The sequence below is a fragment of the Streptomyces sp. NPDC020965 genome, assembly GCF_044333555.1.
In the GTDB taxonomy this organism is placed as follows: Bacteria; Actinomycetota; Actinomycetes; order Streptomycetales; family Streptomycetaceae; genus Streptomyces.
This window is the reverse complement of sequence record NZ_JBIRRE010000017.1, coordinates 52519-78633: the sequence shown is the minus strand read 5'-3', so window position 1 is coordinate 78633 and position 26115 is coordinate 52519. Positions and strand designations below refer to the sequence as shown.

Here is a 26115-nt window from a genome sequence, read left to right as displayed (position 1 = left end):
CGGAGACAGAGTCGGAGAGAAAGAACGACATGACAGACCTGGAGTACGCGGTCCGCGACCGGATCGCCACGATCCTGCTCAACCGCCCCGAGCGCAAGAACGCCTTCACCATGGAGATGGTCAACGCCTGGGCCGACGCCCTGCTGAAGGCCGAACAGGACCCCGACGTACGGGTCATCGTCGTCACCGGCGCGGGCGGCGCCTTCTGCTCCGGAGTGGACCTCGCGGAGTTCGCGGGCGGCGAGAAGCGCACCCCCCTCGCCGAGAAGGAACTACTGACCCGGAACGTCCACCGGGTCGCGCTCACCCTCGAAGAGGTCACCAAACCGGTGATCGCCGCCGTGGCGGGCCCCGCCGTCGGCGCGGGCATGGATATGGCGCTCCTCTGCGATCTGCGCTTCGCCGGACGCGGCGCCCGGTTCTCCGAGGGCTATATCAAGGTCGGCCTCGTGCCCGGCGACGGCGGGTGCTGGCTGCTGCCCCGTGTCGTCGGCGTCTCCACCGCCCTGCGGCTGCTGTGGACCGGAGACTTCGTGAACGCCGACGACGCCCTGCGGATCGGCCTGGTGGACGAGGTGCACGACGACGAGGACCTGCTGGACGCCGCCTACGCGTACGCCGCCCGACTCGCCGAGCGCCCGCCCATCGCCGTCCAGACCATCAAACGCGCCGTCCGGCAGGGCGCGCGCCACGATCTGCGGACCGCGCTCGACCTGATCTCGTCCCATCTGGCCGTGATCACCTCGACCGAGGACTCGGCGGAAGCCTTCACGGCCTTCCAGGAGAAGCGCCCCGGCGTCTTCACCGGCCGCTGACCCCGCTGCCCGAAAGGCTGTCATGGAGCACCCACCCTCCCCGGAGACCTCCGGCGCACTGCGCCAACAGGTCCGCCGACTGACCGACGACTGGCGATCCGCCGGGCGCTACACCCCCCGGAGCGACTCCTGGCTACGCTCCTTCGACCTGGAGTTCAGCAGAGAACTCGCCGCGCGCGGGCTGATCGCCATGACCTATCCGAAGGAGTTCGGCGGCGCGGGACGCACCCACGTCGAGCGGCTGGCCGTCACCGAGGAACTGCTGCGAGCCGGCGCGCCGGTCGCGGCGCACTGGATCGGCGACCGTCAGATCGGGCCCGCGATCCTGCGGCACGGCTCGCCCGAACTCCAGGAGGAGATCGTGCCACGGATCGCCTCCGCCGACGCGGTCTTCTGCCTCGGCATGAGCGAACCGGAGGCGGGCTCCGACCTCGCCTCGGTGCGCACCACGGCGGAGCCCGTCGACGGCGGCTGGCGGATCAACGGCCACAAGATCTGGACCACCCAGGCCCACCGTGCCACCCACGCCTATCTGCTCGCCCGCACCGCCCGCACCGACCGCAAGCACGACGGACTCACCGAGTTCATCGTCGACATGACCGCCGAAGGCGTCTCCGTCACCCCGATCATCGACCTCTCCGGCGAACACCACTTCAACGAGGTGCGCTTCGACGACGTCCGCGTCCCGGCGCACCGGGTGCTCGGCGAGGTCGGCGGCGGCTGGCGGCAGGTGGTCGAACAGCTGTCCTTCGAACGCGGCGGGGCCGAGCGGGTGCTCTCCAGCTACCCCGTGCTGGTCGAACTGATCGCCGAGGCCGCGCGCCACGGCGCGGACCGCGAGCTGCGGTCCCTGCTCGGCTCCCTGGTGGCCAGGCTGGCGGTGCTGCGCAGGCTCTGCTTCGAAGTCGCCCGGGCCATGGACGCCGGTGCGGCGCCGGTCCAGCGGGCCGCCGCCCTCAAATACCTGGGCAACGCCTTCGAGTACGACGTCATCGAGGCGCTCCGCCGTACCGGCCTCGCCCGGGACGCCGCTCCCGACTCCGTCTTCGGCCAGGCGCTCCTCGCGTCGCCCGCATTCGCGCTGCGCGGCGGCGCGGCCGATGTGCTGCTCTCCCTCATCGCCCGTCAGGAGGCCCGATCATGAGCCAGTTCGCCGCCGAAATCCGGGAGCTGGTGGACGATCTGGTGCGTCGCGGCGCCGATGGCGAGCGGGCCGCGCTCTGGGCGCAACTGCGTGAGCTGGGGCTGCCCCGGGTGGGCGTCGGCGAGGCCCTGGGCGGCTCCGGCGGCACCTTCGACGATCTGCTCGTCCTGGTGGCGGCGCTGGCCGGACACGGAGTCGGCCAGCCCGTGATCGAGGCGTCCGCCGCGGACTGGGTGCTCAGCCACGCGGGGCCCCTGGACGAGCGGTTCAGCACCCTCGTGCTGCTCGACGGGCCCCTGGACCACGCCCTCACGGGCGACGGGACGCTCCACGTCGAACTGGCCTCCGTGCCCTGGGCACGCGACGCCGACCGGCTGGTGATCTGCGCTCCTGGCGCCGGTCCCGTCGTGGTGGATCTGGACCACCCCTCGGTGACCGTACGCCCCGGTGACGATCTGGCCGGCGATCCGCGCGACACCGTGCTGCTGGTCGGGACGCCCGCCGCCGAGATCGATGCCGCACCCGGATACGGGCGGATCCGCGCACGAACCGCCGTGCTCTGGTCCACCGCGGTCACCGGCGCCGCCCAGGGCGCGTACCGGCTGACCAAGTCCTATGTCTCCGAGCGGCAGCAGTTCGGCGCACCGCTGCTGAAGATCCCGGCGGTGGCGGGCGGGCTGGCGCTCATGAGGGTCGAACTGATCCAGGCCGATGCCGCGCTGGCACACGCCCGGGATGCCGGGGTGAGCGCGGACACGGCGGCGATCGCCCGGATCGTCACCGCCCGCACCGCCACCGCGGTCGCCCGCGCCGCACACCAGTTGCACGGTGCGATGGGCGTCACCGAGGAGTACCCGCTGCACCGGTTCACCCGTCGGCTGTGGGCCTGGCGGGACGCGGTCGACAGCGAGCGCCGGTGGGCCGAGGACCTGGGCGGCCGTGCCGCCGACGCCGGTGAGTCGGGTGTCTGGACCCGGCTCACCGACGCGGGAGGCTGACGCCGTTCCCCTCGGCGGCCCGGTCCGGATGCTGTCCCGGCCCGTCTCGCACGGATACCGGCCCCCGTGGCGGGGGCCGGTACAGCCGTGTGTCGATGGCGCCCGCGACGGCCTCCGCCACGGCACGGTTGACGGCGTCGCGGGCCTCGGGCGGTTGATCGTGACGACGGCGATGCCCCCACCCACGGCGCGACGGCGATGCCCCACCCGTACACGGCGCTGGGCTGTGCCGGTGGAAGAGCATCCACGCGGGTGTCGGTCCCGGGCATCAGGCCCCCCGGCCGGCGCGGGGTCTCCCCGGCCGGGGGCTGCGGGCGGACCGGAACGGGCCGGCCCCAGAGAGTCAGAGGAGTTCGAGGACCGTGGCGTTGGCCATGCCGCCGCCCTCGCACATGGACTGGAGGCCGTAGCGGATTCCGTTGTCCCGCATGTGGTGGACCATGGTGGTCATGATCCGCGCGCCCGAGCCGCCAATGGGGTGACCGATCGCCATGGCGCCGCCGAGGGGGTTCATCCGCTCGTAGTCGGCGCCCGTCTCACGGAGCCAGGCGAGGGTGACGGCGGCGAACGCCTCGTTGATCTCGTAGACGCCGATGTCCCCGAGGGCCAGTCCGGATTTGCGCAGCGCCTTGGCGGTGGCGGGGATGGGGCCCTTGAGCATGGTCACCGGATCCGTCCCGGCGACGACGGCGGTGTGGATACGGGCCATCGGGGTCCAGCCCTGGGACCTGGCGAACCCACTCGTGGTGACCAGCAGGGCGCCGGACCCGTCGGACACCTGCGAGGCGTTGCCCGCGGTGATCGAGCCGTCCGGTCCGAAGGCGGGCTTCAGGCCGGCGAGGGTCTCCAAGGTCGAACCGCGGCGCACTCCCTCGTCGGTGTCGAACACCCCGGGGGTGCCGTTCTCGTCGGTCGTCGGGACGGGGACGATCTGGCCCGTGAAGCGGCCCTCGTCGACGGCCCCGGCCGCACGGGCGTGGGAGTCCAGGCCGTGCTGGTCCATCTCGCCCCGGGAGATCCCGTACTCGTCGGCGATCAACTGGGCGCCGGTGCCCTGGTGGAAGCGGACTCCGGCGTAGCGGTCGAAGACGTCCGGGCCGAACGGCTCCCCGCACCGGCCGTCGAGCCGGGTGGTGCCCAGCGGAATGCTGCTCATCATTTCGACGCCGCCCGCCACGGCCACGTCGTACTGTCCGGCGATCACACCCGCCGCCGCCTGGTGGACGGCCTGCTGCGACGAGCCGCACTGGCGGTCGACGGTGACCCCGGGTACGGACTCCGGCCAGCCCGCCGCCAGCACGGCCGCCCGGCCGATGCAGCCGCCCTGCATACCGACCCCGGAGGCGCAGCCCCAGATGACGTCGTCCACCAGGGCCGGATCGAGTCCGGTGCGTTCGGCGAGGGCATGGAGGACCTGGCCGGAGAGCGAGGCCGCGTGCAGCCCGGAGAGTGAGCCTCCCCGCTTGCCGACGGCGGTGCGTACGGCGTCGACGATCACTGCGTCACGCATGGAAGTCTCCTTGTCGGGGGGAGTTGTCGGGGACGTCACGGGGGAGTCCCCCCCGCCGCGGGGATGTTCCCCTGACGGGACGGGACGGGAGAGCGGGGTGCCGGGGGCGGTGCTCGGTGGGCGGCCGGTTCAGAGGCCGAGGTCCTTGGCGATGATGGTCTTCATGACCTCGCTGGTCCCGGCGTAGATCCGGGAGACCCGGGTGTCCGCGTACAGCCGGGCGATCGGGTACTCCCGCATATAGCCGTAGCCGCCGTGCAGTTGCAGGCACTTGTCGATCACCCGGCCCGCGGTCTCCGTGCAGACGAGCTTGGCCTTGGCGGCGTCGGCGGGGGTCAGCTCACCCGAGGCGTGCAGCTCCAGGGCCCGGTCCACCAGTGCCTGCGCGGCCTCGGTCTCGGCGGCGCACTCGGCGAGGACGAACCTGGTGTTCTGGAAGGCGGCCACCGGCTTGCCGAAGACGTGGCGCTCCTGGACGTACTCCCGGGTGAATCCGATCGCGGCGACGGCGTTGGCGCAGGCGTTGACGGCCGCACCGAGGCGTTCCACCACGAGGTTGTGCGTCAGATAGGCGAAGGCCCCGCCCTCCGCACCGAGGAGGTTCGCCACCGGGACTCGAACGTCGCTGAAGGACAGTTCGGCGGTGTCCTGGGCCCGCAGACCGATCTTCTCCAGCTTCCGGCCGACGGTGAACCCCGGGGAATCGGTCTCCACACAGAGGATGGAGAGGCCGGCCCGGCGGTTCTCCGGATCGTGCGGGCTGGTGCGGCAGACCACCAGGATGAGATCGGCCTGCGCGCCTCCGGTGATGAAGGTCTTGGCCCCGTTGAGAACGTAGTGGGTGCCGTCCTCCGAGAGCCGCGCCGAGGTGCGGATGCCCGCGAGATCGGAGCCGGCGCCCGGCTCGGTCATGGCGATGGCGGTCATCATCTCGCCGGAGACGAAGCGGCCCAGCCAGCGAGTCTTCTGTTCCGGACTGCCGAACTCCAGCAGATAGGGCAGCACCAGACAGGTGTGCACCGTCTCCGCGCCGAGCCCCACGGCCGCGCGGGCGCATTCCTCCCGCAGTACCGCCTGGTACCGGAAGTCGTCGATGCCCGCGCCGCCGTACTCCTCGGGGACCTGGATCCCGAAGACGCCCAGTTCGCCGAGGCTCCGGTACAGCTCGCGCGGTACCTGGCCCTGCCGCTCCCAGGCGGCGTAGTGCGCGGCGACCTCCTCGGCGATGAACTTCCGGACAGTCGTGCGGAATGCCTCGTGGTCTTCGGTGAAGATGCTGCGGCGCATGATCGGACCTCCTTCCCCAGCTGCTCGGCAGAGCGGCCGAGCACCCATGAAGTTAATCCTTGATAACCATCGTGTCTAGATCTCAATGCCCCTTCTGTGCTGGCGGGATGGGCTCTGGTGGGATGGCTGGTGACTCCGATGTTCCATCGAATTCCCTGGTGGTGGCCGTGGTGGTGCGGGTGCTGGCCGACGGGTCGGGCGCGGTGTGTCCGGGCTCTGGACACCGACGTTAGCCTGAATTAACTTACTAGGTGCCAGCCCCGGCATCAGGGCTTGCGTGGCTCAGAGCTGTCTGTCCGGCTCGGATCGGTAACGGCTCGGGCAGGGCCCTACGGTCGTCGTCCGCAGGGTGAGTCCTTGCGCGTCATCAGCGCGGCAGCATCGATTCACTTCGACAGCTACTCAGGAGATCTCATGGCCCGTGTCCTGCACCAGAGCACGCTGTCGACCCTGGACATACCCGACGTGGCGGCCGACGCGCTGCTCCGCGGTGCGGCCCGCGCGTATCCGGACCGGATCGCGCTGCTCGACGGCGCGGAGACGCTGACGTTCAGTGCGCTGGAGGACGCCGCCCTGCGGGTCGCGCGCGGACTGCGGGAGAGGGGGGTGCGGCCCGGCGACGTCATCGCGCTCCACATGCCCAACACCACCTGGTACCTCGTCGCCTACTACGGCGCGCTCTGCGCGGGCGCCGCCGTCGCCCCGCTCAACCCCGCCCAGCCGGCCCCTGCGCTCCGCGCCCAACTCGCCGACTGCGGCGCGCGGGCGATCGTCACCCACCCCGCCAACGCCGCCGTCCTCGCCGAGGCCGCCGACGATATCCGGCTCATCGTCCACGTCCCCGGCTCCGCCGCCGCTCCGGCGCCCGCGGACGCCGTCCTGCCCGACGGCGCCGTGCCCCTCGCGGAGCTACTCGTCCATGACCGGCTGACGGAGTACCGGCCCGACCCCGCTCTGGTTGCCCACCTCCAACTGACCGGTGGCACCACCGGCCGCTCCAAGGCGGTTCGGGTGCTCCACCGCAATCTGGTCGCCAATGTGCTGCAGGGCCTCTGCTGGCGCACCTGCTCGCGCCCGGTGCTGGACGACGACGGCGGCGTCCGGCTCGCGCCGATCGAGCCTCCCGCGCCGGGGGCCCTCGCCCCCGGAACCGGGACCACCATCTCCATCGCGCCCCTCTTCCACGGTCTCGGGCTGGTCGGGCACAACGGCACCACCGTGCTGGGCAGCACCGCGGTCATCACCGGAGGCCGGTTCGACGCCGACCAGTTCATCATCGACATCGAGCGGTACGGCGTCACCCAGATGTCCGGCTCGCCCGCCATGTACTACGGGATGCTCCGCAGTCCCGAAGCGGGCCGGCGCGATCTCTCATCCGTCCGCTCGGTCACCTCGGGCGCCGCGCCGATCGACTCCGGCGCGCTGCGCAGGCTCCGCGAACTCCTCCCCGGGGCTGACGTCCACGAGGGGTACGGCCTCAGCGAGGCCACCATGGGCCTGACGATGACGCCGCCCGGCTGCGCGATCGAGACCCCGCCCGGCAGCGTCGGCATCGCCCTCGCCGGAACCGAACTCCAGATCCGGGCCGAGGACGGGACCACCGTCCTGCCCCAGGGTGACACCGGCGAGATCTGGGCCCGCGGCCCGCAGATCACCGACGGCTACCAGAACGACCCGGAGCTGACCGCCGCGCAGTTCATTGATGGTTGGCTCCGCACCGGAGACCTGGGCCGTCTCGACGAGCACGGTTTCCTCTTCCTCGTCGGGCGCGCCAAGGACATGCTCATCTACAAGGGGTACAACGTCTATCCACAGCCCCTCGAAGAGCTGCTCTGCTCCCATCCGGCCATCGCCCAGGCGTCGGTCGTCGGCCGTCGCGACCCGGAGGCCGGGGAGATTCCCGTCGGCTTCGTGCTCCTGCGACCCCAGGCGGCTGCCGAGGCCGAGCGCGGGCAGGAATTCCGCGACGAGGTGCTGGCCTATGTCGCCCGCCGGGTCGCGCCGTACCAGCGGGTGCGGGAGCTGCATGTGGTGGACGCGCTGCCGCTCACCCCGACCGGGAAGATCCTCAAGACCGAGCTGCGCGCCCGCCTCCAGCACCAGTGAGGACCGCGCGGACACCCCGTGGTGGACCGGGTACTGCCGGCCGTACCGGCGGGGGGGTCCGCGACTCAGGCCGGCATCGGGATGGGACCGGACCTGTGGAGCACCCGTGAATACCCTGTGGAAGTGATGTCGGTGAGCCCGCTTATGCTGCACCGGAACACACGCGGGCCAGGGAGGGTGCGGCATGTTGGGCAGATTGTTCGGCAGGGACGGGGAGAGACCGGCGGCGGATCCTCATGCCCTGCCCGTCCCGCGCAGACAGCGGAACGGCATGTACACGCTGCGCGCGCTCGGCGACCAGCGGGTGCTCGCGCTGATCGAGGCCGCCGACGCGGGTGACTGGGCGGCGGTCAAGGCCGCGCTGGCCCCCTTCGATCTCGGTCGCGACCACCAGGTCCTCGGTGTGCTGGCCGGTTTGGACGGTGTGCAGGACTGGATCGGCCGGGCCGTCGACGAGGACCCGGAGCACCGGGCGACGGCCCTGCTGATATCCGGTGCCCGGCACGTCAGTTGGGGCTGGGAGGCGCGCACCGCCGCGCGCGCCGTGCATGTCACGCGGGAGCAGTGGCGGGTCTTCCACGAGCGGCTGCACATCGCCGAGGAGCACCTCTTCGAGGCCGCCGAGTTGCGGCCGGAGTGGGTCACACCGTGGTGCCGCCTCCTCACCTCCGGCCGTGGCATGTCGCTGGGCGCCGGCCTCCACGAGGTCCGGTTCGCCGCCGCCCTGCGCCGCGACCCGCTGGGTCTGGAGACCCACGTCGAACGACTGTCGCAGCTCCAGCCCCGTTGGAGTGGCGAGCCCGGTCAGGCCCTGGCGTTCGCCCGCGAGGCGCTCTCCCGTGCCCCGCAGGGGCACCGGCTCGGCTGTGTGATCGCCTCCGCCCACATCGAGGAATGGGTGGAGTCGGACCGTGCGGACTGCCTTGAATCCCCGCAGATCCAGGCCGAGTTGCGACACGCCGCCGACCACAGCATCCTGCACCCCGCCCATGTGCGACAGCCGGGCTGGCAGCAGGACTTCAACACCTTCGCCATGGCCCTGTCGCTGGCCGGTGAGCGCCAGGCGGTCCGGCGCGTCTTCCAGGCGCTCGACGGCGCCTACACCCGCTGGCCCTGGGCCCATTTCGAAGAACCCGAGAAGGAGTTCGCCCGCCAGCAGCGCGGCGCCTGACCGCACGCCGGCCCGGCTCCTCCCGTCACCCGTCGCCCTCCCACATCGGACTGCCTGATGACTCTGCCCGACACCGCCGCGACCCCGGCAGGCACCGATCGCACCTTCCAGGTGGATCTGCGCGGCCTCGTCGATCTCCTCTCCCACCACCTCTACTCCAGTCCACGGGTCTACCTGCGCGAACTCCTACAGAACGCGGTGGACGCGCTGACCGCCCGACGCGGCCTCGAACCGGACGCCCCCGCCGACGCCTTCGGTATCCGGCTCTACGCCGACGGTTCGGCGGTACGCGTCGAGGACGACGGCGTCGGACTCACCGAGGCCGACGTGCACGCCTTCCTCGCCACGATCGGCCGCAGCAGCAAGCGCGCCGACCGGATCGCCGAGCAACGCGCCGACTTTATCGGGCAGTTCGGCATCGGTCTGCTCTCCTGCTTCCTGGTCGCGGACGAGATCCACGTCCTGAGCCGGTCCGCCCGCACCCCCGACGCGCGGGCCGTGGAGTGGCGGGGACGCGGCGACGGCAGCTACACCGTCCGTACCCTGCCCGCATCCGCCCGTCCCCGGCCCGGCACCACGGTCACGCTGACGCCCCGTGCCGACACGGGCGAATGGACCCGGCCGGCTCAGGTGCACGAGCTGGCCCGGCACTTCGGCTCCCTGCTGCGCCATCCGGTGACCTTCGACGACGGCAGGGACGGTCCGGTCGCGTCCGTCAACCCGGAGCCCGCACCCTGGGCGCGTACCCACCCCACCCCCGGAGCCCGGTCCCGCGCACTGGCCGCGTACGGCGAGGAGGTCTTCGGGTTCACACCGCTGGACACCATCGAGCTGGACCTGCCGGCCGTGGGTCTGAAGGGCATCGCCTGTGTGCTGCCCGAGGCCGTACCGGCCGGTCGGCGTCACGGCCATCGCGTGCACGTCAAGGGCATGTTGCTGTCCGAGCGGGCCGAGGAGATCCTGCCCGAATGGGCGTTCTTCGTCCGCTGCCTCATCGACGCCGAGAGCCTGCGTCCGACGGCGTCCCGCGAGTCCCTGTACGAGGACGACACGCTCGCCGCGGTCCGTGACGCCCTCGCCGAGCGGCTGCGCGCATGGATCGCCCGGGCCGCCGCCACCGACCCGGACCTCCTCAGCCGCTTCCTCCAGGCCCACCACCTGGCCGTGAAGTCGCTCGCGGTGCACGACGACGAGATCATGCGGATGCTCCTGCCCTGGCTGCCGTTCGAGACCACCGACGGGCACACCACCCTCGATGAGTTCGCGCGCACCCACCGCACCGTGCTCGTGACATCGAGCGTGGAGGAGTTCCGGCAGATCGCGGCGATCGCCTCAGCGGCCGGGCTCGGCGTCGTCAACGGCGGCTACACATACGACCGCGAACTGGTCCACCGACTGCCCGAGATCAGGTCCGGGGTCAGCGTCGCCGACCTCGACCCGGCGACCCTCACCGCCCACCTCGACCCCGTCGACCGTGCGACGGAACTGGCCGCCGGGGGGTACCTCGCCCTGGCCCGCGACGCCCTCGCCGTCTTCGACTGCGATGTCGCACTGCGCACCTTCCAGCCCGCCTCCGCCCCCGCACTCCTCGTCGACAGCCGCGAGGCCCGGCACGAGCGCACCCGCTCCCAGCTCGCCCGTGAGCAGGAGGGCGGCCTGTGGGGCGACATCCTCGGCGCGCTGCGCCAGGAGGCCCCACAGGCCCAACTGATCCTCAACCAGCTCAACCCGCTGGTCCGTGCCGCCGTCGCCATCGACGAGCCCGAGCTGGCCCGCACCAGCGCCGAAGCGCTCTACGGGCAGGCCGCGCTGCTGTCCCGACGCCCGCTCAGGCCCGCCGAATCGAGTCTGATCAACCGATCCTTCCTCGACCTCCTCGCCCACGCCCTCCGCAAGGACAGCTGACGATGCCGACCGCACCCCAGAACACCGACGAGCTGTACCAGGCGCTCCAGGAGAACGACCGGCGCCCCTACGGCCGTACCCGCACCGTCACCGCCGAGGATCTCGTCGAGGCCGCCGAGCAGTTGGCGGAGCCGGTCCCGCTCGTCCTCGCGCTCTTCGAACTCCAGGACGCGTACACCTACGGCTCCGAGCCCCGGAAGTCACCGGTCGTCTTCGCCCGCCTGCTCACCCTGTTCGACGAGCAGCCCGAAGTCTTCGACGAGCGCCGTCGCCACACTCTGTTCTGGCGATTCAAGTGGGTGTCCAACGCCCTGCGCGCGCTGCCCGAGATACCGCTGGCCAGTCTGCGCCAGTGGCTGACGGAGATGCGCGACCGGTACGAGAAGGCCGGCCTGGGCCTCCAGCCCTACTACGGGCAGGCGTACCAGCTCGCCGCCCACATCGGCGAGGACACCACCCTCGCCCACGAACTGTGGGCGGGCCGCACCCGGACCCCGCTCAGCGACTGCGAGGCATGCGAGATCTGCGAACTCGCCCTGTACCACCTCGCGGCGGGTGACGACCAGCGCGCGCTGGCGATCTGGGAGCCCGTCCTCGCCGGGAAGGAGTCCTGCAAGGAGGAGCCGGCCCGCTCCGTCTCGTACGCGCTGCTGCCCCTGCTGCGCACCGGCCGCGTCGACCGGGCCCGCGAACTGCACCTCGCCGGCTACCGCGGCTGCCGCCGCAACCCCTCGATGTCCGGAGAGGTCAGCCGGCACCTGGAGTTCTGCGCACTCACCGGCAACGAGGCCCGCGGATTGGAACTGCTCGCCGAGAACCGGAGCCTGTTCGACGAGGTGGAGTCGCCGCTGGACATGCTCGACTTCCTCACCGGCGTCGAGGTCCTCCTCCAGCGCGTCGAGCTCCTCGGCCATGGCGAACTGCCGGCCCTCGGATACACGGGCCGCACCTGGACGGTGGCCGGCCTGCGCGCTGAAGTGCGGGGTCGCGCGGACGACCTCGCCGCCCGCTTCGACGCCCGCAACGGGACCACGACACACTCCGCCCGCCGCAGGGCCCGCCTGGACCGGGCCCCGCTCCTGGAGGCGCTCGAACTGACCCTGCGCACCCCCCGCCTCGACGACGTGACCCCGGCCACCCCGGTGGCCCCGCCCGCCGCCCGTACGACCGCCGCCGTCCCGGACGCGCTGCCCGAACTCATCGTCCGGGCAAGGGCCTTGGCCGAACAGGGGCATCCGGACGCGGAGGCGTACTGGGCGCGGCTGCGCACGCTCGTCGCCGCCCGCGACTACACCCATCCCGACGACCCGGCCGTGGGCCCGTTCGTGCGGCTCTGCGCGGACCTGCTGGCCGACGAGGCGAGCCGGGCGCAGAACAAGGACGACTTCGCCGTCGCCGCCGCTCTCCACGAGGAGGCCGCGGGCCTGTATGAGGACGCCGGAGCGCCGGGTGACGCGGTACTCGCCGGCGCCTGCGCCCTGCTCGCCGCCGCTGAGATCCCCGCGGATGGTGCCGACGGAGCCGGGGCGAAGGCCGCCGCGTTGACCGCCGTCCACACGGCCGTGGTCCGTCTTCAGGAGGAGGCGTCCGGCCTCGCCCCGTACCAGCAGGCCCGCCTGCTGCGGCTGCGGGCGACCGCGCTCGGTATGCGCCTACAGGCGTCCGGGAGCGAGGAGCACGTCGCGCCGGTCTTCGCCGAGGCGGACCTCCTGCTCGCGTTCGCCACCCGGCACGACATCGGCAGCCAGATCTCCGGCGCCCTGCTGACCCGGGCCAGCGCCCACGCCATCTCCGGCGACCTGCCCGCCGCGGTCACCGAGGTCGACGGTCTCCTCGGCCGGCTGAAGGCGCACGGCCCCGCCTGGCACCTGCCCCGCACGCTCGGCCTGCGCGGCCGGCTCCAGCTCGGCCTGCGGGCCCCGCAGGCCGCGCACGCGGACCTGACCGAGGGCCTGCGACTGGCCACCGACTGGCCGGCCGACGTGGTTGACACCGCCCGCCTCCACGGCGATCTGGCCGAGGTGTCCATGCACCTCGGTCGCCCCGACGAGGCACTGCGCCATCTGACGAGCTCGGCGGAGCTGGAGCTGCGCCGCGGCAACCGGACGGACGCGTTCTGCGCCTACAGCAACGCGGCTCAGCTCTGCCTCGACCTGGGCCGCTTCGAGGACTGCATCGCTCTGCTCGACTCCCTCCTGGCCGAACCGGACGTCACCGCCGGAGAGCTGGACGACCGGCTGGTCGCGCAGTTGCGCCTGACCCGCGCCCGCGCGCTGCACGTGGGGGAGGACCTCAAGGCCGCCACGGCGGAGTTCGTCACCCTCGCGGCCGAGTCGGCCGACTGGGCCGACGACCCGGGCAGCCACGCCATGATCGCCGCGGAGACCGCCGTACTCCTCGGCGAGTCAGGGGAGTTCGGGCGGGCCCGCGCCGCCGCCGGTCAGGCACTTGCCGCCCATGCCCGTGCCCCCCGCTATGAGCAGCTCAGTAACTGCCTGCGCGAACTCGCCCGCCTCCAGGCCCAGCAGCAGGGACCCGACGGCCTCGCCGACGCCCTCGCCCACCTCGCCGACGCCGGCCGGATCGCCGACGAGGCCCGCGCCGCCGGGTACGAGGCGCGTGGTCGCTCCTTGGACACGGCCCTGGCCTACGAACACGGGCGGGTCCATGCCCACGCCGGTGCGTACGAGAACGCCCTGGCCGCCTTGGAGAAGGCCCTCGCCCTGCTCGGCGAGCCGGGACCAGAGGAGAACCACGCCGGTGAATGGGCCGAGTGCGTCCGTCTCGCGGGTGCCGTGGAGGGCATCTACCTGGAACGCACCGCCCCGGCCGTCGTCCGCCTCGACGCGGCGGTCGCCCGGCTGACCGCCCTGGGCCACACCGGGGAGATCGAGTCCCTGACCTCCCTGGTGGCCCGGCTGCGCGACGAGGAGTGACCGGGCGGGCGAGGCGGGGGGGCACCTCGCTCCTCATGCCGATGGCACCGGCCCCCGGGCGGGAGACGGTGCCATCGTTCAGGAGGGTGCGCTACGGCACCCCCCGGGGCCGTGGGGCGCGGGCCCCGGCGTCAGCGCTACCGCGGGTCCGTGACCTTGGCCGTGAGGGTCGGGCCGTCGGACCAACTCTCGTCCGGCCGGAGGACGCTGAACTGCATCCGCAGGGACTCCTCCGGCTCGGTCAGCGCGTCGGCGATCGTGGGTATGGACACGTCGACGCTCGTCTCGCCCTCGGGAATGTGGACCCAGAGCTCCGCCCCTGACAGGGACCGCTCCGGATCGGGGTCCAGGCTGATCTCGGGCAGCCACGCCGGGTCGACGTCCTTGGTGGAGAGCTCCGGGCCACCCGTCGGTCCGAAGACGAACCGGGTCATGAAGTAGGTGTCGGCGGGCTGCGAGAGCCGGATCCTCCAGGTGAGCTTCCCGCCCTCGGTGACCGAGTCGGTGACCGGGGCCACGGTGATCGTGGGGATGGGGTCGTCGTTCTCGGCGATGACGCCCCCGGTTGCGCCGCCGACCATCGCGCCGCGCACGGCCTTGACCACGACCGGGTGGTGGACGTCGTCTCCGTAGCTGCGGTTGCCCCGGACCGTGATCGGCACGCTCACGGGGGAACCGGCCTTCACCGTCACGGTGCGGACCGTGGACTGGTCGCTGTGCGGGTCGATGACGCCGAGTTTGATCACGGCGGTGCCCTTGCCGGTGGCCCGGACGCTCGCCTGGTGGGTACGGGTACCGGAGTCCCCCTCCTTGACCGACTTCAGGCTGACGTCGACGCGCGGGAGCGGTACGGGGCGTACCGCCGGAGTGCCGGGTCGCCAGCCCCAGGCGTCCATCAGCCAGAGCTTGCCGGACGTGTTGCGCGGGGTGAGCTCCAGCGACCGGATCCGCTTCAGGTCGACACCGGCGGCGGTGGCGGGCTTCAGCGGGACGCGGATCTCGCGTGCCCAGTGCCCAGCCGCCATACCGGTGTCGGGAAGCCCGGCGATCTCCGCCCGGCCGAGGGTCACCCGATTGCCGGAGGTGTCGGTGACGGCGACGTCGAGCCGGGTGCCCGAGACGTCCGGCGGCACGATCACCCGCAGGGCGAGCGCGTCGGAGCCCGCCAGCGAGAAGGCGCTCTTCGGCGTCAGCCTCACCGGGGTGCCGGGCTTCTTCCAGTCCGCCCTGACCGCGTTCCGGCCCGGTTCTTCACTGGTGTAGTCCCAGGGCGCGAAGTGCGGCGACTGACCCGGCTCGGAGCGCGCCATGCATGCCTGGGTGTTCTTCTCCGTGACCTGCTGGCACACGCGCCCGTTGGTCACCGAGAGCGGGGCGTCGGGCAGGATCGCCGCGGTGCGGTTGCCGCCGATGGCGTGGGTCAGCACCCGGGCGGGTCCGGCGGACGGCGCGCGCCGGCCGGTCCCGTCGATGAGCGGGCGGGCCCGGTCGTCGCCCGCGATGAAGAGCCGTGCGGCGGTGGCGATGTAGGAGGTGCCCGCCGTCTGCTGCTGTTTGGCGCTCAGCCGGAGCTTGGCCCCCGCCGAGCAGACCGGATTGTCGTCGCCCCAGACGTCGTCGTGGGCGGGTGCCTCGGCCTGGCCGGGCGTCCACTCGCTGTTGAAGTAGTTGTGGTTGGCGCCGACCACGTAGACCGCGCTGTGCAGTGCGGTGCCCCGGCCGATGCCCCGGGTGGCGTCCAGGTACATCTGCCCCTGGAGGTCGTTCATATCGCCGTCGCAGCCCGGCAGGATCGTCATCGAGGGCACATCGGGTGCGGGGTTCTGGCCGAAGAGGGTGGGGCCGATCAGAACGGTGCCACGGATCCGCCAGCTCACCGGGCCCCGGTAGCCGTCCTCGGCGCGCGGCGGCGGGGAGATGCTGTCGAGGACCGCCCGGTTGACGCCCTCGCCGCCGCGGGAGTGGCCGACGAGCAGCACCTTCGAGAGGTCGGCGGGCTCCGTCGCGCGCACGGCCTTGGGGGCCTTCGCGGGGTTCGCGCCCCACTCCGCCCAGCGTCCCAGGTGCTGGCGCACCAGCGAGGATCGGGCCTGCGCCCCGGCGTCGGCCTTCCAGCCGTCCTGTCCGTTGACACCGTTCGCGGAGATGGAGACGGTCACATAGCCCTGCGACGCCAGGCGCTTCTGGTCGTGCAGATAGCCGCGGTAGCTCGGGATCGGCTTCTCACCGGACGGGCACGGCCAGAGGATGTTCGACTCGTCCGTACCGGGCTTGTAGCAGGTGCCGTGACGGCCGTGCAGGAAGAGCGCCAGGGGTCGTTTGCCCGGCGCGTCCGTCGGCCCGACGACCGTGGCGCGCATCTCCACGGGATGCTGGTAGCCCGGCAGTTTGATCGACTTCAGCGCGTACTCACCGCTGGTGACGCGGTACTTGCCCGCGACACCGGGATCGACCGGGTTGGCGGGGAGCGGGGCCTGGGGCGCCGCCGGGACCGGCGCTCGCCGCTGACCGGGCGCCCGGTCAGCCCCTGCCGCGTCCAGCCGCCGCGCACCGGCGACCACCTGGAGCTCGTTGACCGGCCCGACCCGTGACCTGTCGATGCGGAGCCGGAAGGTGCGGTGGTCGGGAGAGGCTTCCGCAACGCCGAGGGTCTGCTCCCCCGAGCGGAACTCGACCCGGGCACTGCCCAGGCCCACGGGCTTGGGCGAGCTCCAGACCAGCTCGCCGCCGGCGATGTGCCACCCGTCCGGCAGTCGTTCCTCCGAGGCGCCCGGAGGCGCCCCGGGTATGGACTCGGCGGCCGGCTGCGCCTGTGCAGCCCCCGCGGCCAGCGCCACGGCCGTCAGGGCGGCCGTCAGCGCGCGTGAGACCAGTCTCACGATGGTTCTCCTCGTCGTCGGTCGGGCATCGGCGCACCGGTGGTCTCCGGTGCGCCTCCGCACGGGGAGAGGGCGACGCACCGTCATCGGTTGCCCCGGGTAGGGAATATGGCGGGAGTCCGTAGGTGCGCGCTCGGCCGGTTGAACGCGTTGCGAGCGATCCCGCCCCCGGGGCGATGATCCCGGGGGCGAGCCTCCCTTCTTCGGTCACCTGTCCGCGGGATCCCGAGGGGTCGGGCCCGCTCGGGTCTTCCCCCCGCCGGCTGGCGCGATCTCGCCCATGGGGTTCGCGGACGACGCGACAGGGCGTGCGCTTGGAGCGCTGGAGATCCGCACAGCGGGATGCGGATCCCCGCCCCCGGCCTGCGGAGTTCAGCCCCGAGCGGAGGTCGAGGTGAAGTCGCCCAGATTCCGGCGGGGGCGCCAGCCCTGGCGTTCGGCCTTGGCCGTGTCCAGCACGACGGTGTGCGCCAGTTGGTCGACGGCGTACCGGGTCAGTGGCGGCTCGGCGTTCGGGCGCCACCGGCACAGGAACTCGGCCGCCGTCGCGGCCCCGTGGGCCAGGGGGAGTGGAAGGTGGCCGATCCGGGCCCGGACGCCATGGGCGCGCAGGACCGCGCGTACCGCGTCGTCGCGGGAGTACGGCGCGGAGTCGGCGATGTTGTACGCGCCGGGCGGCCAGCCGACGGCGCTGAGGCAGGCGTCGGCGAGGTTCTCGACGGCGGTCAGGCTGAGCCGTACGTCGGGACCGGGCAGCAGCAGGAGTCCGGCGCGGACGCGGGCCAGCAGACGGGGAGTCAGATGCGGGTCGCCGTCTCCGTAGACCGCGCGGGGGCGCAGCACCACCGCCCCGGCCGCCAGCGCCAGGGCCTCGCCCGCGGCTTTGGTGCGGCCGTACGCGTTGAGCTGTCCGTGTACGGGGTGGCTCTCGGTGACGCGTTCCCGGCCGGGCCCGGGGGCGTAGACACTGGCACTGCTCACCCACACCACCGGGCGGCCGGCCGCCGCGTCCAGCAGCCTGGCCGTGCCGTCGACGTTGACGGCACGCATCGCGGCCTCGGCCGGTGAGCCGGGCACGGGGTCGCCGACCGAGGCGGCGCAGTGGACGACGAGGTCGGCCCCGGTGAGATCGGGGGAGTGGGCGGCGGCGTCCCAGGGGATGTGGCGTCCGACGGAACCCGGCCGCCGTCCCACGGAGAGGACGTTCGCGCCCCGGGCGGCGGCGAGGGCGGCGATGTGGGAGCCGCAGAAGCCGCTCGCTCCGGTGACGGCGATGGTGGTCATCCCGACTCCACGAGGGTGGTCGCCCGGACGGTCAGTGAGCGCCAGCCGGGCAGTGCGGCGTGCCGGTCGGCGCGGGCGCGCACCACGGTCGGACGGTGCGGCGCGAGCGCCGCGAGGGCGTCGTCGAGCTGGGCGCGGGCGAGCCGCGCGCCCGGACAGGCGTGTGGTCCGGTGCCGAAGACGAGCCGGGCGAGCGCGGGTTCGGCCGGGCGGTGCGCGTCGGGCGGTTCGCTGTGCGCGCCGGCGGCGTGCCGCGCGATGAGGATCAGTCGGTCGCCGGCCCGTACGGGGCAGCCGTCGAGGACGCCGTCCGCAGCGGCCACGCGCGGCAGCAGCGGGGAGGGTGCGGTGACCCGGAGCAGTTCGCCGACGAGGGCGGGCCGTAGCCGGTCATCGGCCGCCTCGGCCCACAGTCCGGCGTCGGCGCACCAGGCGGCGGCGCGGGGGAGGGCCGCGACCGTGGTGTTGACGGCGGCCACGGCGAGCATCGCACGCAGGCCCGCTTCGCCGGCGGCGCCGTCGGCGAGCAGTGCCTCCAGCCGGGCCGTCGCCGCGGCGGCCTCCCGTGCCGCGCCCGGCCGGCGAGGGCCCGGGAGATGATCGCGCACGGCTGCCGCCGCCGCGTCGGAGGCGGCCGACGCGAGGGCGCACGCGTCCGCCTGGGTGCCCAGCAGGGCGCGGAGACTCGCCCCGGCCAGCTCCCGGGCCAGCGGGACGAGGTCGACCTCGTCGCCGGCACCGAGCGGGGCCAGCCGGCGGGTGAGGACCTCCCGCCACACCGGGCGGAGCCGTTCCACTCCGGCCGAGCCCAGATCTGCGGCCACTCCTCGGCGGGTGTCGCGATGGCCCGCGCCCTCCTGGTCGAAGAGCAGCCCGCCACCGGACAGCTCGCGGGCCGCGCCCCCGGTGGTCCCCACGGCCGTCCGGTCCAGCGGAATCCGGGTGAGCGCATGGCGGTACGCACCGGTCCCGCTCACCAGGACCGCCCGGCCGACCCGGACCACCGGCCGGCGGCGGACCGCCGCGAGGACGGCGAACAACAGCGGATGGGAACGGGTGTAGACCTGCCGGTCACGGCGGCGCGCCGCGCGGAGGGACGGTCTCGGGTCAGTGCTCATCGGACATGCGCCTGTCTCTCGTCGGTCGGCAGGTAGCGGCGGTCCCAACACCACAGCAGGGTCCGCCGGGCGCCCCATGCGCGCAGCCGCCGCAGGCTGGCGTGGACCACCATCCGTTCGGCGCGGACGATCCGCTCGCTGTGCTCCCGCGCGCGGTTGAGCAGGACGACATCCTCGGGCGGGCCCGCGAGCGGAATCCGGGGCGCGCCGCCGCAGCGCAGGTACAACTCGGCGGTGAGGGCGATGTTGTGCCCGTGGCACAGGACGTACGGGGCGAGGTAGCGCGGGTCCCGGTGCGTGGCGCGGAAGCGCCCGTACAGTGCGGTCGTCCGTACCACCGCGGGCAGCAGGAACCATTCGGCGAACGACGGGGACTCGTCGGGGCGCGGCACGCTGCGCCCACAGGCCATCTCCGTACCCCGTGCGAACTCGGCCTTTGCGGCGGCGATCCAGTCGCGGGCGGGCAGACAGTCGGCGTCGGTGCGCGTCAGCAGGGCCGCACCGTGTCCGATCGCGTACCGGAATCCGGTGTCGGCGGCGGACCCGGCGCCCGGCTCGGGCTCGTGGACGAGGTGGACGGGGAAGGGCGCGGTGGCGGCGAAGCCGCGGACCGTGTCGGCGGTCGCGTCGGTGGAGGCGTTGTCGACGACGACCAGGGTGAAGGCGGTGTCGCTCTGGGCGGCGAGGGCGGCCAGCGTGCCGCCGATGGAGGCATCCTCGTTGAAGGCCGGCACCACCGTCCACAGTGATCCCTTCATCCGACTCCCCTTCCTATGCGGGTTCCTGTGCGAGTTCCCATGCGGGCGGCGGCGAGCCGGGCGGTGGCCGCGCGGTCGGGTTTGCGGGAGCGGCCGGACAGCGGGATGTCCGCCAGGACCACGGCGTCCGGGCGGGCGGAGCCCATCCGGCCCAGCGGCCCGACCAGCGCGGCGCGCAGCAGGGCCGGATCGGCCCCCCGGACGGGCTGGACGACGGCCGCCAGCCGTTCGTCGCCGTCGTCGGCGGCCACCCCGACCAGCACGGCCAGCTCCACACCGGGCACATGGAGCGAGGGCTCGTACAGCCCCGGGTAGATGTTCTCCGCGCCCCGCAGCACCATGTCCTTGCACCGGCCCTCCAACACGATCCCGCCCTCCTCGATCCTGGCCCGATCGCCGGTGGCGACCCAGGGCCGGGGCTGCTGCCCGAGGTAGCGGTGCCGGGCGGCCGGCCCCCACAGCAGCAGCTCACCGCCCGCGCCGACTTCGGCGCCCACCCCCGGCAGCGGTACGCCCACCAGATCGCCGTCACCGGTGAACGCCGCCTTCTCCGCCGCCTCCACGGCCGCCGCGGGGAACAACTCCGTCAGCGCGTACACCCCCCACGCCTCCTCGGCCCCGGCGGCCCTGACCCGGGTGAGCAGACCGGCGCTCGCCGGGGCGGAGCCGGTCCACACCCGCCCGGTGAACCGCGCCCCTTCCGCGAGCGCGGCCCGTAGCTGAGGTGGCGTCAGATAGGTGGACCGGGGGGCCAGCCGGCGCAACTGCCGGGCCAGCACCCGGGGGGAGCGGGCGGGCAGCGCCACCGGAGCGCCGCTCGCCAGGGACGGGACGAGCACGAAGAACGTGCCGCCGAGCACCGGTCTACCGGGCTCGGGCCGCACCAGATCGGTCACCGTCGCCATGCCCGCGGCGAGCGAGGAGCGGGTGTGGACCACCGCACGGGGCCGGGCGGTGGTCCCGGAGGTGAAGACGATGACCGCGTCGCCGTCCCCGTCCACCGGACGCGGCAGCACGGTCGCCCCCTGACCGCTGTCCAGCGCGGGGGCGCAGCCGGGCAGCCGGGGGCCGAGCGTGGCCACCGGACCCAGCTCGGCGAGGTCGGGCAGGGCGAGCCCGCCCCGGCGGGCCAGCGGCCGGGCCCAGCCCGCGACGGCCTGCGCGGACGCATCCGCGAGGACGAGATCGGGACGGGCCAACGAGAGCCGCGCGCGCAGCACGTCGGGTCCGGCGCCGGGGTCGAGCACCGCGGCGCGTGCTCCCAACCGGTGCACGGCGAGCAGTACGGCCAGCGCGCGGGGCCCGGGGCGCACGGCGACACCCACCGTGCCGCCGGGGCCGATGCCCCGCGCGTGCAGGGCCCCCGCGTAGTGGTCGGCGAGATCGGCCAGATCACCGCGGCTCGCCCTGACGCGTACGGCTCCGGTACGGGTGGTGCCGAGAACGGCGGGTCTGTCGGGTTCGGTCCGCAGCGTGCGGGCGAGGGCGTCGAGCATCAGCGCGGGTCCTGTCCATGACGGCCGGGACCCCGGTCGAGGTACCAGCGGGCGGTGCCGACGAGTCCATAGGCGCGCAGCCGCCGGGTGGAGTTCTCCACGACCATGTCGCGCGCGTGGACGATGGCGGTGGTGTGGCGGCGGACCCGGTTGAGGAAGAGTCGGTCGGTGGGGGAGGGGCGGCGCGGCATTCCGCCGACCCGCTGGTACAGCTCGGCGGTGATGGCCATGTTGTTGCCCGCGTGCATCCGGTACGGGGCGAGGTAGCCGTGGTGGCGCCGGTGCGCCGGACGTATGCGGCCGAAGAACGCGGCGATGCGCACCAGGGCCCGGAACGCGGCCCGGCCGGCCGGGCCGTGCTCGTCGCGGCGTGCGTCGATCCGTCCGCAGACCAGGCCCGCGCCCCCCTCCAGCGCGGCCCGCGCGGCACCGGTCCAGCCGGGGTGCGGCAGACAGTCGGCGTCGGTGCGGGCGAGCAGGGTCGCCCCGCGCCCGATCGCGTACCGGAATCCCGTGTCCACCGCGCAGCCCACCCCCTTCTCCGGCTCACTGAGGACATGGACCGGGAACGGGGCCCGCCGCGCGAAGCGGTGGACCGTGTCGGTGGTCGCGTCGGTGGACGCGTTGTCCACCACCACGAGCGTGAAGTCCCGGTCCGTCTGCGCCGCGAGCACGTCGAGGGTGTCGCCGATGCGCGCGGCCTCCTGGTGGGCGGGCACCACCACCCACAGCGTGCTCACGCCTGCTCCCAGACCATCGTCATGATGCTGACGCCGCCGCCCAGACCGACGAACAGCACCCGGTCGCCGGAGCGCAGCCCGCGGTGGACCCGGTCGAGCTGTATCCCGAGGCTGGCGCTGGCGACATTGCCCAGCTCACCGACGGTCACCACCAGCCGGTCCGCGGGCACGCCGGTGATCTCCACGAATCGCTCCAGGTACGGGACGGTGACCTGGTGCACCAGGACGTGCCGGAAGTCCGTCCACTCCATCCCGGTCCGGTGCCGCACCCGGTCCAGCACCGAGGTGCCCACCTTCTCGAACACCTCGCGCAACTCGCTCCCGTCACCGCGGAAGTAGCTGTGCTCGTCCCCGCGCGGATGGCGCGAACCACCGCCGGGTATGCCCCCGGCCCGCCAGTGCTCGGAGTGCGTCTCGCCGTCCACATCGAGGATCCCGCCGCGCTCGACCGCCTCCAGGACGACCGCCGCGCCCGCGTCGCCGAAGGTGTAGCCGGCGAAGCCGTCGCGGAAGGCGGCCGGATCGGGCGGGTCGAGGCGTACGGCCCGGCTCGGCGTCTCCCCGGTCACGACCAGGGCCCGCCGGGCGCGCCCGGCGAGGATCATCGCCCGTGCGGTGTCGATGCCGTTGACGAAGCTGTTGCAGGCGTTGGTCACGTCCAGGGCGTGTGCCCGGGAGCCTAGCTCCGCCTGCACGATGTGCGCGGTCGCGGGCTCGACCATGTCGCGGCTCGCGGAGGCGAACACCAGCAGATCGATGTCCAGCGGGTCCAGCCCGGCCGTCGCCAGCGCGTTGCGGGCGGCGGCCACCGCCAGCGTGGAGGCGTACTCGCCCGGGCCCGCCGCACGGCGGGTCACGATCCCGGTGACCCGCTCGAATATCCCGTCCGGCAACGAAAGCCCACTGCTTCGGGACACCTGGCGGCGCAGTCGATCCGATGCCACCACCCGGTCGGGCAGGAAGGCGCCCACCCCGGTTATGCCGACCCGGAGGGGATCGGCGTCGGCCATGCTCGTCCTGTACATGTGCCGGAGGCTAGGGCCCGATCCGGACAGCGGGCCTGAGCGTTGGTACTCATCCGACCTGGGTACATCCGGAAAGGACGGCTCCCGCGGTGGTGAATCCTGCCGAGGGGCCGCCCGCCCGCGGGTCAGCTGGGCTCAGGCTCAGATCGGGCCCTCCCCCCGACACCGGCCGGCGGCGGAGCCGCCCTCCGGGGGAGGGCGGCTCGCTCTACGGGGACAGGGACGGTCAGTAGCGGACCCACAGCTCGTAGACGCTGGGCTTCGCGGCGAACGGCTTACAGAGGTAGAGCGCTCCGTTCAGGGGGCGGAGCGCTTCGCCGGCCGCCTGACAGGCGGTGGCCGAAGCGTGGTGGCTGTGGACCCAGAATCCGGGTGCGGCGGTGGCCGAAGAGGCGCTGCCGAGCGTGAGTGCGGCGGCGGCGAAGGCGGTTGCCGCGATGGCACCGAGACGCATTTTCATGGACATAACTCCCTGTCAACAAAAGGATGTGTCGTTCCATCAGGAGCTGTGCACCCCAAGCCGGTTGAAGATCCGGATCGGGCAAGGCACAACGTAACGGCGCCGCTCACAGGGCACAAGAGGTCTACACCAGTAGACCTGCTACGCGTTCGAACTGGGGATATGCGGTCGGACGGCGCGTCAGGCGAGGGGCTCGGTCGTGGTGACGGCCCCCGGCCGGACGGCCCGGATGACCCGGATGCGATGGTCCGGAGTGCCCCCCGATCCCGATACCCGCCGAATCCGATGGTGTAGACCTCTTGTCGGCCTCCTCCAACCATGGCTAGTTTTCTTCTTGGCTGTCGGCCGGGCGGCTCTCGCACACGCACGTCCCGTTCATGTTTCCCCTTTACCAGTAAGGGAGTCGCACATGTTCAGACGTATCGGAATCGCACTCGGAGCCACCCTGGCCGGGGCTGCTCTCACCCTCGGCGCCGCCACCACGGCGTCCGCCGCCACCCCCTCCGCCGCCCCCGTCGCCGCTCCCGCGTCGGCCGCCTCTCCGTTCTATGTCGCGGGCCGCTTCGTCAACCTCGAAAGCTGCCAGGCGGCGGGCCATAAGGGCCTCGCCATCTGGGGTCCGCTCTGGTGGTGCAGCCTGAACGGCAACACCTACGAACTCTGGGTGCACTAGGTCGTGTCTTCAAAGTCCCGTCTGTCTGCCGTGCCCTGGCACGCACGCCCCCTGGGCCCTGCGGGCCTGGGGGGACCCCCACCCTGCGTTGTCGTCAGTCGCCAATAAACCGCATTGACTCCCTCCTCCGCCTTGCGATCGCACGCACCAGACCCCGCCAGACCCGCCCTCCGGGCGGACGACGCTACTTTGAAGACACTCCCTAGGGACGTGAGGAAGGAACCGCTGGCGGACGACGAGCCGGAGCAGTGGGTCGAGCGACCACATGAGGGACGGCCGCCGCGGCGACGACGCTGAGTGCGTGCTGGAGCTGAGTGCGTGCTGGAGGTGAGCCGCCACCCGCGCGGGTGTGTCGTCCCCTGTCCGCGGGGCGGGGACACCCCGCGCGCATCACCGTGTAATCGCGCGTGTACGCATCGCCGCGACATGCCCCGCGTGGGTACCTTCGCCCTGTCGGTGCGCCCGGAGCTGACAGTCCCTTCGGTCAGCTCCGCGCGCCCGACCCACGGGTGACTGTCTCCGCCTCGAAGGGGTCCTTCATGACCAGTACGGTCCCGTCGCCGAACTCCCCCTCCCAGCCGCTCCCCTCCATGACCTTCAGCAGTCTGGACGCCCCACCGCGCGACCGTTTTGGAACCTGGTGCGACCTGCTGCGCAACACCCACGCCCCCATGGACCTGTTGAGCGACCACGCCGACGACTTCCGGGCGCGCCAGCGGGTGGTCAGTCTCGGCGAGGTCGTGGTGTGGCCCGCCGTGTTCCCGCCCGTGACGTTCCGGCGCACCGCGAAGCTCATCCGGCAGTCCGACCCCGAGACCTATCACCTCACACTCATGCTGCGCGGCGTCGGCACGGTCGTCCGGCGCGGCCATGAGCTGCACGCCGGGCCCGGGATCTACCACACCAACGACTCCTCGCGGCCGATCGACATCCGTTCCCACACGGAGCGGGGCCGCATCATGATGGTCGGAGTCGAGGTGCCCAAGGCGGTCCTGCCGTTACCCCGGCGGTCAGCCGACCGGGCGATCGGGATACCCATGCGGGACGACCAGGGGGTCGGGGCTCTGCTGGCGAACTTCCTCAGACAGTTCGTGCGGGATCTCGACGACTACCGCCTCGCCGACGCCTCTCGGCTGGGGGCGGTGGTCACGGATCTGGTGGCGGCCACGTTCGCCCACGCGGCGGAGAGCACGGACGCGCTGCCTCCGCACACTCACCAGTACACGACGGTTCTCCGCATCAAGGGTTTCATCCAGCAGCATCTGGGCGACCCCGCGCTGACCCCGACCGTGATCGCGGCCGCCCACAACATCTCCTGCGGCCATCTGCACCGACTCTTCCGCAGCGAGGGCGTCACCGTGGCCGCGCTGATCCGCCGCGCCCGCCTGGAGCGGGCCCGGACCGAACTCTGCGACCCGTGCCGGGCCGGGGACCACATTCTCACCATCGCGGCCCGCTGTGGGCTGGCGGCCGCCGAGCTGAGCCGGTCCTTCCGCACGGCCTACGGCATGTCGCCGAGCGAGTACCGGCACCTCCACCAACGGAATCAGCCGGGCGGCACCGGCTGAACCTCCGCACGGGCCGCCCAGCCGGAGGTTACTGAGGCACAAGGATCCGGTCACCGGGCGCTAACGACAGGGCCGGCCCACGCCGACGAATCTGGACACGGAACGGGCCGGGTACCCGGGTCGGCGACATCCCTGGGAGCGAAGCCGAGGCATTCCCTCTCCAGGGACGGCCGACGGTGGTGTTCCGAAGCTCGCACGCTGTCCCCGGTTTCCGCGCCCGATTCCGTTCCGTAGTGGACCAT

General features: G+C 72.8%; 19 protein-coding genes. 9 read left to right on the top strand and 10 right to left on the bottom strand.

Annotated elements, in window-relative coordinates; genetic code table 11:
* Positions 1-29 precede the first annotated feature (29 nt).
* The 3 genes from ACH4S7_RS34595 to ACH4S7_RS34585 are packed head-to-tail and all read left to right on the top strand — an operon-like array spanning position 30 to position 2957.
* The gene (locus ACH4S7_RS34595) at positions 30-815 is read left to right on the top strand and encodes an enoyl-CoA hydratase/isomerase family protein (RefSeq protein ID WP_398525370.1); all 786 of its coding nucleotides are present in this window, start codon (positions 30-32) and stop codon (positions 813-815) included.
* Between the two features lie 22 nt (positions 816-837).
* Positions 838-1959 (top strand): acyl-CoA dehydrogenase family protein, encoded by a 1122-nt coding sequence (locus ACH4S7_RS34590; protein WP_398525369.1) that lies wholly within the window; start codon positions 838-840, stop codon positions 1957-1959.
* Positions 1956-2957 (top strand): acyl-CoA dehydrogenase family protein, encoded by a 1002-nt coding sequence (locus ACH4S7_RS34585; RefSeq protein ID WP_398525368.1) that lies wholly within the window; start codon positions 1956-1958, stop codon positions 2955-2957. Before ACH4S7_RS34590 ends, ACH4S7_RS34585 begins: the two co-directional genes overlap by 4 nt.
* A 343-nt stretch (positions 2958-3300) precedes the next feature.
* On the opposite strand, the gene ACH4S7_RS34580 is transcribed toward ACH4S7_RS34585, so the two are convergent.
* On the bottom strand, positions 3301-4467 hold the full coding sequence (locus ACH4S7_RS34580) for a thiolase family protein (protein ID WP_398525367.1): 1167 nt from the start codon (positions 4465-4467) through the stop codon (positions 3301-3303).
* Positions 4468-4596: 129 nt separating this feature from the next.
* The gene (locus ACH4S7_RS34575; protein WP_398525366.1) at positions 4597-5754 is read right to left on the bottom strand and encodes an acyl-CoA dehydrogenase family protein; all 1158 of its coding nucleotides are present in this window, start codon (positions 5752-5754) and stop codon (positions 4597-4599) included.
* Positions 5755-6168: 414 nt separating this feature from the next.
* On the opposite strand from ACH4S7_RS34575, the gene ACH4S7_RS34570 reads away from it, so the two are divergent.
* From ACH4S7_RS34570 to ACH4S7_RS34555, 4 genes are all read left to right on the top strand, one after another.
* A complete protein-coding gene (locus tag ACH4S7_RS34570) occupies positions 6169-7860 on the top strand; it encodes a class I adenylate-forming enzyme family protein (RefSeq protein WP_398525365.1) in 1692 nt (563 codons plus the stop codon).
* 184 nt (positions 7861-8044) lie between these two features.
* Positions 8045-9031, top strand: coding sequence for a hypothetical protein (locus ACH4S7_RS34565; RefSeq protein ID WP_398525364.1), 987 nt, complete (start codon positions 8045-8047; stop codon positions 9029-9031).
* A gap of 57 nt (positions 9032-9088) precedes the next feature.
* The gene (locus ACH4S7_RS34560) at positions 9089-10936 is read left to right on the top strand and encodes an HSP90 family protein (RefSeq protein ID WP_398525363.1); all 1848 of its coding nucleotides are present in this window, start codon (positions 9089-9091) and stop codon (positions 10934-10936) included.
* A 2-nt stretch (positions 10937-10938) separates the two neighbouring features.
* Complete coding sequence (locus ACH4S7_RS34555; RefSeq protein ID WP_398525362.1) at positions 10939-13872, top strand: hypothetical protein; 2934 nt, start codon at positions 10939-10941, stop codon at positions 13870-13872.
* A gap of 137 nt (positions 13873-14009) precedes the next feature.
* Here ACH4S7_RS34555 and ACH4S7_RS34550 read toward each other — a convergent pair whose 3' ends face one another.
* The 8 genes from ACH4S7_RS34550 to ACH4S7_RS34515 form a co-directional block, all read right to left on the bottom strand.
* Positions 14010-16751 (bottom strand): hypothetical protein, encoded by a 2742-nt coding sequence (locus tag ACH4S7_RS34550; protein WP_398525361.1) that lies wholly within the window; start codon positions 16749-16751, stop codon positions 14010-14012.
* A gap of 372 nt (positions 16752-17123) precedes the next feature.
* Positions 17124-18035: an NAD-dependent epimerase/dehydratase family protein gene (locus ACH4S7_RS34545; protein ID WP_398525360.1), complete on the bottom strand. Its 912-nt coding sequence runs from the start codon at positions 18033-18035 to the stop codon at positions 17124-17126.
* The gene (locus ACH4S7_RS34540; protein ID WP_398525359.1) at positions 18032-19153 is read right to left on the bottom strand and encodes a cytochrome P450; all 1122 of its coding nucleotides are present in this window, start codon (positions 19151-19153) and stop codon (positions 18032-18034) included. The genes ACH4S7_RS34545 and ACH4S7_RS34540 overlap by 4 nt, the downstream gene beginning before the upstream one ends.
* Positions 19150-19911 carry a glycosyltransferase gene (locus tag ACH4S7_RS34535; protein WP_398525358.1) on the bottom strand — a complete coding sequence of 254 codons (762 nt, stop codon included), beginning with the start codon at positions 19909-19911 and terminating at the stop codon, positions 19150-19152. Before ACH4S7_RS34535 ends, ACH4S7_RS34540 begins: the two co-directional genes overlap by 4 nt.
* Positions 19908-21407: an AMP-binding protein gene (locus ACH4S7_RS34530; RefSeq protein ID WP_398525357.1), complete on the bottom strand. Its 1500-nt coding sequence runs from the start codon at positions 21405-21407 to the stop codon at positions 19908-19910. The genes ACH4S7_RS34535 and ACH4S7_RS34530 overlap by 4 nt, the downstream gene beginning before the upstream one ends.
* Positions 21407-22147 carry a glycosyltransferase family 2 protein gene (locus ACH4S7_RS34525; protein ID WP_398525356.1) on the bottom strand — a complete coding sequence of 247 codons (741 nt, stop codon included), beginning with the start codon at positions 22145-22147 and terminating at the stop codon, positions 21407-21409. The genes ACH4S7_RS34530 and ACH4S7_RS34525 overlap by 1 nt, the downstream gene beginning before the upstream one ends.
* Positions 22144-23172, bottom strand: coding sequence for a 3-oxoacyl-ACP synthase III family protein (locus ACH4S7_RS34520; RefSeq protein ID WP_398525355.1), 1029 nt, complete (start codon positions 23170-23172; stop codon positions 22144-22146). The genes ACH4S7_RS34525 and ACH4S7_RS34520 overlap by 4 nt, the downstream gene beginning before the upstream one ends.
* Before the next feature lie 226 nt (positions 23173-23398).
* Positions 23399-23632, bottom strand: a complete 234-nt coding sequence (locus ACH4S7_RS34515) for a hypothetical protein (RefSeq protein ID WP_398525354.1) — start codon at positions 23630-23632, stop codon at positions 23399-23401.
* Positions 23633-24041: 409 nt separating this feature from the next.
* On the opposite strand from ACH4S7_RS34515, the gene ACH4S7_RS34510 reads away from it, so the two are divergent.
* Positions 24042-24305, top strand: coding sequence for a hypothetical protein (locus ACH4S7_RS34510; RefSeq protein ID WP_398525353.1), 264 nt, complete (start codon positions 24042-24044; stop codon positions 24303-24305).
* Between the two features lie 539 nt (positions 24306-24844).
* On the top strand, positions 24845-25873 hold the full coding sequence (locus ACH4S7_RS34505; protein WP_398525352.1) for a helix-turn-helix domain-containing protein: 1029 nt from the start codon (positions 24845-24847) through the stop codon (positions 25871-25873).
* Positions 25874-26115 lie beyond the last annotated feature (242 nt).

What these genes read in the sequence shown, in the direction of transcription:
- ACH4S7_RS34510 (WP_398525353.1), top strand. Translation starts at nt 24,042, where the DNA reads ATGTTCAGACGTATCGGAATCGCACTCGGAGCCACCCTGGCCGGGGCT.
- ACH4S7_RS34590 (WP_398525369.1), top strand. Translation starts at nt 838, where the DNA reads ATGGAGCACCCACCCTCCCCGGAGACCTCCGGCGCACTGCGCCAACAG.
- ACH4S7_RS34545 (WP_398525360.1), bottom strand. Translation starts at nt 18,035, where the DNA reads ATGACCACCATCGCCGTCACCGGAGCGAGCGGCTTCTGCGGCTCCCAC.
- ACH4S7_RS34575 (WP_398525366.1), bottom strand. Translation starts at nt 5,754, where the DNA reads ATGCGCCGCAGCATCTTCACCGAAGACCACGAGGCATTCCGCACGACT.
- ACH4S7_RS34585 (WP_398525368.1), top strand. Translation starts at nt 1,956, where the DNA reads ATGAGCCAGTTCGCCGCCGAAATCCGGGAGCTGGTGGACGATCTGGTG.
- ACH4S7_RS34520 (WP_398525355.1), bottom strand. Translation starts at nt 23,172, where the DNA reads ATGTACAGGACGAGCATGGCCGACGCCGATCCCCTCCGGGTCGGCATA.
- ACH4S7_RS34535 (WP_398525358.1), bottom strand. Translation starts at nt 19,911, where the DNA reads ATGAAGGGATCACTGTGGACGGTGGTGCCGGCCTTCAACGAGGATGCC.
- ACH4S7_RS34570 (WP_398525365.1), top strand. Translation starts at nt 6,169, where the DNA reads ATGGCCCGTGTCCTGCACCAGAGCACGCTGTCGACCCTGGACATACCC.
- ACH4S7_RS34595 (WP_398525370.1), top strand. Translation starts at nt 30, where the DNA reads ATGACAGACCTGGAGTACGCGGTCCGCGACCGGATCGCCACGATCCTG.
- ACH4S7_RS34565 (WP_398525364.1), top strand. Translation starts at nt 8,045, where the DNA reads ATGTTGGGCAGATTGTTCGGCAGGGACGGGGAGAGACCGGCGGCGGAT.
- ACH4S7_RS34540 (WP_398525359.1), bottom strand. Translation starts at nt 19,153, where the DNA reads ATGAGCACTGACCCGAGACCGTCCCTCCGCGCGGCGCGCCGCCGTGAC.
- ACH4S7_RS34560 (WP_398525363.1), top strand. Translation starts at nt 9,089, where the DNA reads ATGACTCTGCCCGACACCGCCGCGACCCCGGCAGGCACCGATCGCACC.
- ACH4S7_RS34515 (WP_398525354.1), bottom strand. Translation starts at nt 23,632, where the DNA reads ATGAAAATGCGTCTCGGTGCCATCGCGGCAACCGCCTTCGCCGCCGCC.
- ACH4S7_RS34530 (WP_398525357.1), bottom strand. Translation starts at nt 21,407, where the DNA reads ATGCTCGACGCCCTCGCCCGCACGCTGCGGACCGAACCCGACAGACCC.
- ACH4S7_RS34505 (WP_398525352.1), top strand. Translation starts at nt 24,845, where the DNA reads ATGACCAGTACGGTCCCGTCGCCGAACTCCCCCTCCCAGCCGCTCCCC.
- ACH4S7_RS34580 (WP_398525367.1), bottom strand. Translation starts at nt 4,467, where the DNA reads ATGCGTGACGCAGTGATCGTCGACGCCGTACGCACCGCCGTCGGCAAG.
- ACH4S7_RS34555 (WP_398525362.1), top strand. Translation starts at nt 10,939, where the DNA reads ATGCCGACCGCACCCCAGAACACCGACGAGCTGTACCAGGCGCTCCAG.